Raw genomic sequence first — 12,504 nt, 5'->3', positions numbered from 1 at the left:
ATCTTTAAGCTATAATCATCTATCTGCTTAAACCCATCACTCAATTGGGTGACGCGCTTTTTTCTCCTTTCGCACGGAAAAGAATAGGACAACTGCCAGTATAATAAAGGCGATCGCCGAAGCATAGCCCCTGGGCAGTGATAGACCACCATTTTTGATTGGTTTGGTCAGAAAATCTCCAAAGGTGGCTCCGAAGGGACGTGTGAAGATGAACGCGAGCCAGAATAGGAAAATATCGCTCAACTTTGTTACGTAGTGAAGGGCGATGACAAAACCAATGACGCTGGCCGTCACGAATGCGCCCTGGATATAGCTCAGTCCTAAGTTGCTTGTCAGAAAGTCACCAAAGGCCGTTCCCAAACTGTTGGAGAACACGACAGCCAGCCAATAGGTGGTTTCTGCGTCTTTCCTTATGATGGGATAAACGCTTAGATCCCGATCCCGGTAATACCAAATGGCAAGAACACTCAATAGACCCGCTACCAGAATCAGCGATCCCACTGCGTAGCCCAGCCCGAAAGATCGATCCATTAAGTCTGAAACTTCGGTTCCGGCTGTGGTTGTCGCAATGATCGCCACCCAGTAAAGGACTGGAATATATCTGTCGGATTGAATTTGAAAAAACAGGAGAATAGCTAGGATAGCGAACGTTATGGCAAAGGCTACGTAATACCCCAGTCCGAGAGACATTGAGATGAAGTCACCTGCCGTCTCTCCAAGCGTCGTGGCGATGATCTTCATGATCCAGAAGTAAATTGTGACTTTTGCAACTTTGTTCATTTATTTTTCACAAGAAAAATAGTCAGTCATCATAATTCAGATTAGCGCAGTCTGCTAGAAACAACTAAGATATCAATGGCACCCTTGAAAAGCTCTAAGCTATGTGGAATAAGCACTACATTGAAAGCTGTTGAACAGTCAAAAGATAGGTTAGGTAATCGCCAATTTCTAATCAAATCACCTCTTCACAAACAGAAAAATGCCATTCGCTCGAGAAGGCGATCCCTAATCAGTCTTGTCGGTCAATCGGCAGTAAGGCTGGTTTCTTCTGCTTAAGGCTCAAGTAAATAACCAGACTCGCTATTATAGACAGAAAAAGCATACTGGTTCCGACCGTACCAAAACCAAAGCCTCCATTTGTAGCAGATTGGGATAGTAAATCACCCATAGATGCTCCAAGCGGACGAGTCAAGATATAAGCTAACCAGAATGCCAAAACTACATTCATCCGAAAGTAATAATAAGCGAGCGCTATGATTGCAATTAAAACGCCAAATATCAGTGCTGATTGTGCATAGCCCACTTTCAAAGCCTCTGCTAAAAGGTCTCCTGTTGCAGTACCCAAGGCAAATGTAAACAAAACAGCTACCCAATAGAAAAGCTCTCTTTTAGCTGTATTTATGGAGTGCATGGCTAATGTCTTTTCGTTTGAATACCACAGCGCAAAAACTACCAACAAGGAAACACTAAAAATTACAGTAGTTGTCACCAAACTAACTCCAAGCTCGTCTACCAATCTATCAGTGATCAGTATCAAGGTTCAGGGTTGCTGACAGAAAATCTGCTGCTGTTTCACCTACTGTGGTTGCTAGAACCTTAATAATCCAGAAGTAAATTGTCACCTCTGGAACCCTGTTTAATATCTTCTTCATGATATTTGTCCTTCTCTATTTTTCGCTAGAAGTGAGAATGACGGCAAGCTTTTTTCGCCAAATCCATAAGGTATAAGACTTGTCGGCGTAAAGATATGAGAGGGGAAGGGTTGTACGGTCAAAACTAAGAACCGAACGAAGAATACAAAATATACAACGCTTTTCCCTACACCCCACATCATTACACCCTTAATCCCACTCCTGACAAGGGTTTTACGTTCACAAGCGCGCCATTGGTCAGATGACATCACATCCTAAACTTAGCTGTGCTGCCTCCTTGCATGATGATATTTTTTATGATGTGTCAAATGATGCTTGGATTGATTTCTTCTGTGCGTTCTTGTCACAGACACTCTTCTCAGATCACTAGCTTCTCTATCGCCATCTTCATGACTACTATCACGATCATGAGGGCTATCTACTTCCGCAATTTCAACACCGCTAGCAGACTGTGATCTAGCTAAAAGATGAGATGGTAATTGATGGGCATACGTTGTTTGCATATAACCACCAAATGCCAAAATACTTACAACAACAGTTGACAGAATAGTTTTGAGGTAATTTTTCATGAGCCAAAGTCTTTTGCAATTCAAGTCAGTAATTCAACAATAGACATTAAAAGTCAAGAACTGGAAAAGATTTTGTTAACTACTTTAACCAACTTGGACATAAATGACCATCAGGAATCCCGCTCTCTAAGCTATTTCAATCGTATGGTGGATTCACGATCGCATTGGTTATTACAATGCAATCACCTTTTTTCCCAAGTATGCTGCGTTCAATATTGGTTGGTCTGAAAATCCCGAATGCAGAAAACTATACATTTACAGCTATATCCCTAATCCTTACACAAGCAAAAAGGGATATTTAACACGTTTAGGCGCAGAAAATTATTCAGGTTCACATAAATAGTTTTACGAAGAGTTGGCAACGCAGTTAGCTATTACAGTTTAACTTCAGACTCTAGAAGGCTCAAAAGTTTTTCTTCCAACTCAGTTAGATAAGGCCGATTCACCTTCCCCAACGACTGCAACAGACTTTTGACAGTCTCCAAAGAGTGAATCTTCTTGTTTAATCTTACTCAAAGAATTGCTCTGGCTCTTTTTTGGCATCTTGGTAAATCCCCTTAGCATTACATAAATAGCCTATTTCAACCGGAAGTAACGAGGAGGACAGTCAAACATTATTTAACAAACGTTAATTTGCAATTTCAGCTTCCAGCAAACTCAACACTTTCTCTTCCAAAGCTGTCAAATAAGAACGGTTCACCTTGCCCAACGACTCCAAAAACCTCTGCACCGATTCCTCCAGCCCACTCGAATACACTCGACTGATGCGATCGCAAATCACCCGCATCTGCTCACACTCGGCAGGCAGGTAATTGTAAGATTTAAGGTGCTGCAAACCAACAGTGTACTCCCCATTCCAGGTTTTGACAGTGCAACTAAAATCATTCACTCTTGCGACTATCCCCCAGCGCCCACCCAAACTCTACAGAGTTGCGATCGCCTCCTAATATTTAACTTCTCGGTTTTCTCTGGAAATTTGGCATAAGAAGCGATCGCTAGTTCCCTATTTTTCCTCGCTTTAATAAATCAGAGTCCCAGCGAACAGTGAAGAGTTATCACGGTTTCAACTAACTGATAACTAAGTTTTGAGCAAACTATGGTTGCAAGATAAAATCAGATGCCGTGAGAGTTGGCGCACCAGTTAGAGTCGCAAATAGACCGCCACTACCAAAACCAGCCGCACTGCCATTTTGGTTGTAGAACAATTGCCCACTCAACGGGTCGTAGACAATTTTCGCACTGCTAGTCCCAGCTTTATTAGTGACTTGAAAATCACTCTTGTGACTAAAACCATTTCCCGCAGCAGAAGCGATCGCACTAAAGGTAGTTTTACCCAGTACAATCTTGTCACCTTCAGAACTGTTAAAGTCAGTAATAGTATCTACACCAATTGCAGAACCTTTAAAAGCAGTACCAGTATTGTAAAGGAATCGGTCAGCACCGGCACCGCCAACCAGAATATCATTACCCGCACCACCGATGAGGGTATCATTGCCAGCACCGCCTCTGAGTATGTCATTGCCGCTCAAGCCATTAATAATGTCATTACCCCCTTCACCATTAATTACATCATTGGAGTTGTCAAAACCTGTGATGTTATTGTTTAAGTCATTGAGGAAGGTGACAGTGTTTTTGGTGAAAACGCTAGTTTGAGTGGAATTGGCATCAATGACATCAAAGCTGTCCGTGATGCTGGTTTGCCCATCAAACAGAATATTACCAATAGCAGGTCTTGAAGAAGTTGCTGATAGGTTATCCAGGTTTTCTAATTTGAAGTTTTGCAGAGTGACTTTAGTGTTAGCCACATTTTCAAAGCTGACTTCTAAGTTATTACCATTTTGAGTGAGTTGCAGATTTCGGGCAGTTAAACCCGAACCTGTAAATTGCAAGGTATCCAATTGGCTAATCACTGCTGCTGATGGATTTGAACCTTTGCCTACGCCACCAAAATCCGTGATGGTGTCATTGCCATCGCCACGGTGAAAGACAAAAGTATCATTGCCAGCACCACCAATAAGGGTATCATTGCCAGCACCACCAATCAGAGTATCATTACCAGTGCCACCCCGCAGTAAATCATTGCCAGAAGTACCGTTTAGCAGTTGGTCAGTTGTATTTGTCACCGTGTCTGCCTGAGTGGGAGCAACTTCCTTTTGACCAAGGTTGTCGGTAGCGACGCTATAGAAAGCATAGCTGTGTCCCGTTTCACCCTTATAAGTGGCAGAAGTGGCTGTGGTATTAACTTGCCAAAGAACAAATTGACCACCATCGGTAGAGACAAAGATATCATAAAAGGCTAGTCCACTACCCGCGTCGCTACCTGTCCAAGAGACGGTAAAGTTAGAGTTACTGTTGGCAGGTAAGGCATTAACTTGACTTGTGGGAATATCGCTATCTAAGGTGTTAAAGACTGCGGTGGTTTGGATGGGAGTTTGACTGTTAAAGGTTATGTTGGCTTGAGCATCAACGCGAGTGTTATTGGTGGGGTTGGCTTTAGATTGGACGCTGTAGCCGACAAAACCGCTTCCTACCCCATTTTGGTCATTGGGAGGTAAGAAGCCCTGAGTTGCACTGTTGGCGGCATTGCCAGTGGTGGGGTCAATGGCGGCAAATGTCCAAGTGACGATACCTGTAGATTTGTCTAGTCCGGCATTGACATCGACAAAAACTCCTCTAGTGGTGCGGAGGTCGAGGCGTTGGCTGTAATTTTGTGCGCCAGTGGGAACATCAATGGTAATATCGCCAAAACCAAAGTCATTTAGGGTGAAGGTGTTGAGGTCAAGGTCGGAATCGAGTTGTTGAGTGATGGTAACTTGGGCTACTGGTGTGGTTCCTTGTCCGGCGTTGTTGGTAAAGCGGATGGTATTGGGAATGATTGTGGCTGGTGTTAACCAGTGTTGGTTGCCAAAACCATCAGGGTTGATTAAGGTGTTGGGGGCGTTAACGGTGATTTCGCGTTGAAGGGCAATATATGCCTGAATGAATTCGGGTGCAGCATTAGTAAGAGCAATATCGAGAATGGCATCTTCTAGAATCGTTGGATCGGTAATTCCGGCATTTTGGGCAATTTGTTGGGCGGCGGCGCGTTGATCTGCGGGTAAGGTTGCGGCGGTGACAATATTTGTCGGGAAGGTGCGATCGCTGAAGGTATTGGTATCTTGGCCAGTGGCATAATCAAACAGGGATGTGGGTTGAGTGATGCGCCAACTGTTGGCATAGTCGCCGTAGAGTTGTTCATTGGAGATAGTACCGCCAATCACCGTGCCGTCGCGGAGGGCAAAGTCATCATTGGTATTACCGTTATCGTTGCCTAAGAGTCCGACGACTTTACCCTTGCGGTTATCGGCAAGACCCAGACCAAGGTTCATGTAGCTGCCATTTAGTGTGACCTGGATTTGATCGCCATTGGCTGAAAAGACGGTATATGTGTTGCCGTTATGAGTAATCAGGTTTTGCCCAAGTGCGTAGAGTGCGCCATCTGCGATCGCTGTGGCAGTTCCGTTAATTTTGACGGGATTTGGATCATTCAAATAAAATCCGATCCGTTGTCCGTTGATTTTAAGGGCAATGGCAGTATTCACAGAGACACGGGTGCTGCCATTCCAAGGCTGTTGTCGGGTTTGGATTTCAAAGTCGTCTGTAGTGGATTTGAGGGTGGTAAATTCTCCGACTCCTTGGAAGTCGTAATGAATTCCATCAAAGGTTGTTAAGTGGGGATCGCCAATATCATCGTTATCAGGGGAGAAGTCATCAGGAGGGAAGTCATCGGGTGGTAATGGCGGTACTGGTGGTTCTGGGCTGGGACTAAAGTTATTGTTGCCGCTATTGTTAGGGCTGAAATTATTATTACCGTTATTGTTAGGACTGCCGTTATTATTGCCGTTATTATTGCCGCTATTGTTAGGACTGAAGTTATTATTACCGTTATTGTTAGGACTGAAGTTATTATTACCGTTGTTATTACCGTTATTGTTAGGACTGCCGTTATTATTGCCGTTATTGCTGAAGTTATTGTTGGCATTAATATTAATATTAATATTGCCTCCCCCTTTTGCAAATCCATAACCGAATGCTCCGGCTGCTCCTATTATTACTATCGGTATCCACCAAAAAACTTTTCCACTAGGATCGGTAAAAGTAGTAGATTGATTAAAAACATACCGATAAAAATTTGTATCTCCACCACTCAGCCCGATCGGATCAACTGCTGTAAACCGTCCTAAATTACTGTCATAAAACCTTGATCGCATGAAATCGAGTCCATTCCCCTCATCCGTAACCCCCCATTGGCCTACATATTCAAAGGGATTAGCAACGCCTTCAACTTTGGTTAAATCTTCTCCAAACGGTAAATAACTGTAACGGTTAACATAACTCCCATCCGTCCCCGTTAACCCTACCGTTGAACCGATCGCATCCGCATCATAATAATTAGCATTACTGCCATTTACCCGACTAACTAAACCAATGCCATAATCATAATTGGCAACCAAATTACCACTGGCGTTATATTCCCCGACCACATCCCCTAACCCAGTCGGATCGAGTAAATATTCCGTCCGTTCACCATTAAAGACAGTAGCGACGCGGTTTCCTAACCCATCATATTGATAATCCCAAGTTCCCTGGGGAGTAACTACTTTAACCAAACGATTTTCTACATCATAAGTGTAAGTAGAAGTCTGTCCCCCTTCGGTTTTGCCAATCAAATTACCGTCAGTATCATAGGTATAAACTGCATTACCGACATTGGTATATTCATTCAGGTTATTGCTGGTGTAATTCGTCGCTGTGCCGTTATCTGTAACTGCAATGCGATTCCCTGCGGCATCATATTGATAGAGAATTGTGCCATTATCAGGCGTAACCACAGAAGTCAATTGACCCGTGGCATCATAACCATATTTAAACGTCCCGTCTAGAGTGGTCATGCTAGTACGCAGACCTAAATTATCGTAGGTATACTCAAAACGGGAGTTAACGGTATTGTCTGCTTTGTAGTTGATTAACCGAGTTAACTGACTCTGTTGGTCATATTCATAACTGGTATAAGTCCCGTTACCGTTGGTTTCGTTGGTCAAACGACCCGCACTATCATAGTCATAGCTGATAATGCTTTGTCCTGTAGCATCGGTTAAGGTTTTTAAACGTCCAACGGCATCATAACTGTAGTTAACCGTGTAACCATCTTGAGAAACCAGCTTGGTGCGTTGACCATCGGCATTGTAGGTATATTGCAGAGAGCGACCAGTAGGATAGCTGATGTTAGTCAGTTGATTTGCAGCATCATACTGCATGGTAATGGTTCCCGTCGCATCGGTGACACTGGTTAAATTCCCCTTAGTGTCATAGCTATAAGCAACGCTAGAATTATCAGCATATTGTTTCTTCGTCAGTTGTCCATCTTTGTCGTAGGTATATTGGATGGTATTACCGCGACGGTTGACTGCACTGGTGATATTCCCTGCCGCATCTACGCTAAACTGCTGGGTACTGCCATCAGCATAAGTAATTTTTGTTAGATTGCTCTTGGCATCATAGCTATAACTCACCCCATTCCCTTTGAGGTCTGTAAAACCTGTCAGTTGATTAAAGGTGGCATCGTAGGTAAATTTAACATCTTGACTGAGTAAATTCGTCTGCTTGGTTAAATTGCCTAACGCATCGTAACTGTAACCAGACTTACTGCCATTGGGAAGGGTTGCACCAGTCAAATTCCCGTCTGCATCATAGCTGAACAGGAGATTTTGGTTATCAACTCCCCGAATTTGTCCCGCATTCCCTCGGTCATCCAGTAAAACAGTTTGAGACGCGCCCGTGCTATCAGTAACGGTAACGCCGCCCGTGCTGTCGTAACTGTAAGTCAGAGTTTGGGTTTGCCCATTGCTAAATTCTTTAGTCAGACGACCTTCATTATCATATTCAAAACTGCGCTGATAACCTAAATCTGACGTTACCGACAACAGAGAATATTTTTTGGCTGCGACATCACCCGTATCATAGGTGTAGTTAGTGATTCCTTGGGGCGTTGTCACAGAAAGGAGATTTTCACCAGAAGCGTCATAACTGTAGCTGCTGACTTGTCCTGTAGAGTCGGTAATCTGACTAATGCGCCCTTGGCTATTGTAAGCCAGGGTTAAACTGTCTCCATTAGTGTGAACCAACTTAGTCAAAAGATTATTGGTATATTCCAAGCTAATCCGATTACCAGTGGTATCTTCAACATAACTGAGTTTGCCATCAGTCCCAAACAGCGAAACTAAGCCATTGGTTTCCCGTAACCGATATTCACCATTATTAATCGTTAAATTCGCTCCCCCAACCTCCAAATAACTGCCATCAGTCTGCTTTTCAAAAACACGCTGTAAATCTCCCACGCTGCGAATAACAACATTTCCCTTGCTATCCGTTGTCGCGCGTAAATCCCACTGACTAGCCCAACCCCGTCCTAAACTGCCTAAATTGTAGCGTTCAGCAATAGATTCATGGAAAGTCCGGTTAAAGGTTAAAGACAACCCTGGTGCAGCATCCACTAAATCCGTTGTGCTGAGTAAATCGACATTAGTGAGGGTATTAGCCGCTTGTTTCCATTCAAAGGCAAATAACCGACTTAAATCATTAGTTGGTTCTCCCAATTGACTGAGATAATTGGCATTTTCGCTCATGACAGTTTGAAACTGTCCGACAGTTGTTCCCAAAGCAGCCGTTAAATTACTCCAAATTGCATCCCAAGCAGCAGAGTCAATAAAACTATAATCAGCACGAGCTTGGGCTTTAATACTTCCCCAATTAATTACTTCATTAGGCTTAACTTGTTCAACTGCAAAGGAAATTAAGCCATTACCATTGGGAGTGTAGGCAAAAGACAATTTACCACTTTCACCAGGAGCCAAAATTCCTGCTGGGCCATTGTCACTCGTTCCTATGCTTAAATTCAGCAGTTGACGTACAGTATCACTGACTGTATTTTCGTCAGGGTATGTTACCTGGGCATTGGTTGGCGATATTCTGAACAAAGGAGCAACAACATCCGTTTCTCCCACATTGGTATAGGTGAGTGTCGCCACACCCAAAGCCGGATAACTCAACTGAACTTGAATATTCCCTAGTGAACCATCGGTGACGGTAAAAGAATCGTTAGAAACAAAGCTATTTAGTTCACCGTTAACTTTGACATCATATTTTCCAGTGCTTAACCCCTGCAAGTCAAAAGTTGCCCAGGCTTCAGTTCCATTTACCCAATAAACTTTACTGGCAGCTTTTTCTGTGCCATTGGAGTCAACTAAGCTAATTTGATCTGTTGGTAAAAAATTCTGCCCTGCAATAACAATAGTCGTTTGCCCTTTATTACTTCCAGAAGCGCCTTGAGGAAATCCTGTAATTAAGGGAGCATTTTTGTCAACGATGGTTAACGTTGCGCTATTTTGCTGGCCAATAGTGACCCCTCCTGTTGGGTTACTTAGAAACAATTGCAGGGTTTCATCTGGTTCTAAGTTATTGTCATTAACAATCGGAATGGTGACAGTTTTACTGGTTTCTCCATTGGCAAAATTAACAATAATAGGAGCATTATTATAATCGCTTGGCGCTTTTGCTGTACCATCTTTGAAGTTAAGAGTGGCACTTACAGCCCCATCAGTTCCACCAGTGCGAGTGACAGTTACAGCTGCAATAGGCGTTCCATCTTCGTTAACACTAAATTGAGGGGAACTAAAAGCTAAAACTCCTGCGATCGGCAGCCTATCATTATCAAGAATGGTCAGCGTTGCACTATTTTGCTGTCCAATCGTTGCTCCTCCAGTGGGAGTGATTAGCGTCAGTTGGACAGTTTCATCCGGTTCTACGATCGCATCATCAACGATGGGAATAGTAACGATTTTACTAGTTTCACCATCGGCAAAATTAACAGTAATAGGTGCATTATTGTAATCATTTGGAGCATTAGCAGTACCATCCTGCAATTTAATCGTGGCACTTACTGCTCCATCCGATCCTTCACTGCGAGTAACCGTTACAGCTGTGATCGTTGTTCCATCTTCTTTAAGCGTAAAACTGGGTTGACTAAAAGATAATGTTCCGGGAATAATTTTTCCATTTGCTGTTTTACTGAGTTTCACATTATCTAGAAGCAACCCAATATTGTCGTTTCCAGCATGATCAAAAACAAGTTTTCCACTTGCTGGTGAACTAATGATAAAGCTACGAGTAAATTCAGTAAATGGCTGAGAACTATTTAGAGTAAAAGTTTCTGTAAAGATACTCCCTAGCGATACAGTAACTGAGTTAATATCTCCTCTTTGGGAGCCTGCTAAAGAAAACTTCAATGTAACTTTGTCGCCAGCATTAAAGTTAAACGTTGTTTTAGATTCTAACTTACCCGCACTAAAAGTACTACCGTCTAAATCCAGATATAGACCATTACCTGGCAGAGAATCATAAGAACCATTCCCAAGTAAATCTACATTCCCCCTAGCAACATTCCAATTAGCAAGATTTAAATAATTTAAAACTCCTACTCCATTGTTTTCCGTATTAAAATTATCACTCAGTAAGAGACTGGAATCATTATCCAAGACAGTTACAACAGCTGTGTTTTGTGTACCAATCGTTGCGCCACCTGTAGGGTTAGCGAGACTGAGATTAATCGTTTCATTACCTTCATAAACTGTGTCATCAACAATGGGAATAGTAACAATTTTGGAGGTTTCCCCATTCGCAAAGGTGACAGTAATCGGCGCATTGTTGTAGTCAGAAGGTGAAGTTGCCGTGCTATCAGTCAGGTTAATGGTTGCGCTGACCTGTCCATAGCTTCCATCAGTACGAACAACTTTAACTTGAGTAACCGGAGTTCCATCTTCATTGACACTAAAGTTAGCAGATTCAAAAGCTAATATTCCAGCCGTCGAAGCTCGATTAATTGCCTGTACCGCAATTAGATCAAATCCTGGTGAACTTCCTAGATTATCCAGACCGACGACTTTGACTGCTGTAACCCGTTGAGTGAAGTTGATGGATGCTAAATCAAGTCCAACATTTCCTTGCTCATTGATCCTGCCAAGTTTTGTAAACGTTGTACCATCTGCGCTGACAAAAACATCTGCTTGTTCATTCGCAGAATCTGCGGGATCAAAGCTCTGAATAAAAAGATCATTCCCAGGACCGTCAATGACGACTTCATCCGTAAACCCAACGGTAATAAAAGAACCTTGGGGTAAAGCCAGCCAATCAACATTAGGATTACTACTAACAACAGGTGAAGTTGGAGGTGTACCTAAAACAACATCTAAATTAACTGATCCAAATGCACCTTGTGGAGGTCTGCCATAAGGTGCAGGAATCGAACTAGCACCACTGTCAAAGTAATCTAAAACGACATCTGCATATCCAGCCGAGACCGTATCATTATCGAGAATGGTTAGAGTGGCGGTTGCTTGAGTCCCCAGAGTAGCATTAACCGGATTACTGAGGGTGAGATTAATGGTTTCGCTAGTTTCTGGAAGAGTATCATTAATAATCGGAATATTGACAGTTTTAGTCGTTTCTCCTAAGTTAAAGTTGACTGTGAAATTTTGTGCAATATAGTCTTGAGAAGCAGTAGCCGTTCCATCTGTTAAAGATAAAGTAACGGAAGCATTGCCATCACTTCCATTAGTGCGAGCGATTGTAACTGGAACAAACGCTTTCCCATCTTCGCTAACTTGGAAATTAGCCCGACTGAAGGCTAAAGTTCCCGTACTCTGTTCGACTGCGATCGCTTCACCATCCACCGTAATTGTCGCGTGGTCATCCTCTGCTTTTAAAGCCTGTAATGTCTCAGTATTTAGATTATACCCCTGTAGCAACGCTGCAAAAATTGCCCCTTCATCTCCAGCACTATCTGTCTGATTCAGAACCGTATCAACGCGATGTCCAACCTCCTCTAACACCACATTAACTATTGCTGCTGGATCATTCTCATGCTGGTTGAAAAACTCCTGTGACATATAAATGCTTTGTGTTGCCGCCGCATAAGCCCCATTTGCCCCATTCAATTGTGCCGAAGAGAGGAATTGTATGGTTGGTATGACGCTAAAATCCTGATTTTGCCAAGCCTGTGCCAAATTCAAAGCGGTTTCAGCATTAAAACTTTCCCCAAACGCCAAGCGCATCTTGTCTATAAACTCTGGACTGGTAGCAAATTCGCTGAGATATTGCTGCACCCCTTTAAGTGCCAGTAATAGCGTTTGATTGAGAGAAAGGTCATCAATAGATTTAATAGGTGTCATCTGGGCTGATTATTCCTT

4 protein-coding genes and 1 pseudogene are annotated in these 12,504 nt (G+C 42.9%); all 5 read right to left on the bottom strand.

Translation table 11 applies throughout. From position 1 onward, the window contains the following. Nucleotides 1-36: 36 nt before the first annotated feature. Entirely contained in the window at nt 37-780 is a 744-nt protein-coding gene (locus FD723_RS35370; RefSeq protein WP_179069892.1) for a hypothetical protein, read from the bottom strand. 229 nt (nt 781-1,009) lie between these two features. Further along, nucleotides 1,010-1,652: pseudogene (locus FD723_RS35365) on the bottom strand (hypothetical protein). A 260-nt stretch (nt 1,653-1,912) separates the two neighbouring features. Continuing rightward, the gene (locus FD723_RS35360; RefSeq protein ID WP_179069891.1) at nt 1,913-2,221 is read right to left on the bottom strand and encodes a hypothetical protein; all 309 of its coding nucleotides are present in this window, start codon (nt 2,219-2,221) and stop codon (nt 1,913-1,915) included. A 628-nt stretch (nt 2,222-2,849) separates the two neighbouring features. Further along, entirely contained in the window at nt 2,850-3,110 is a 261-nt protein-coding gene (locus tag FD723_RS35355) for a hypothetical protein (protein ID WP_179069890.1), read from the bottom strand. 205 nt (nt 3,111-3,315) lie between these two features. Beyond that, on the bottom strand, nt 3,316-12,486 hold the full coding sequence (locus tag FD723_RS43495; RefSeq protein ID WP_306297041.1) for a Calx-beta domain-containing protein: 9,171 nt from the start codon (nt 12,484-12,486) through the stop codon (nt 3,316-3,318). Nucleotides 12,487-12,504: the final 18 nt, after the last annotated feature.

This window comes from Nostoc sp. C052, assembly GCF_013393905.1.
GTDB lineage: Bacteria > Cyanobacteriota > Cyanobacteriia > Cyanobacteriales > Nostocaceae > Nostoc.
The sequence above is the reverse complement of the archived record's forward strand: the minus strand, read 5'-3'. Positions and strand labels throughout refer to the sequence as shown.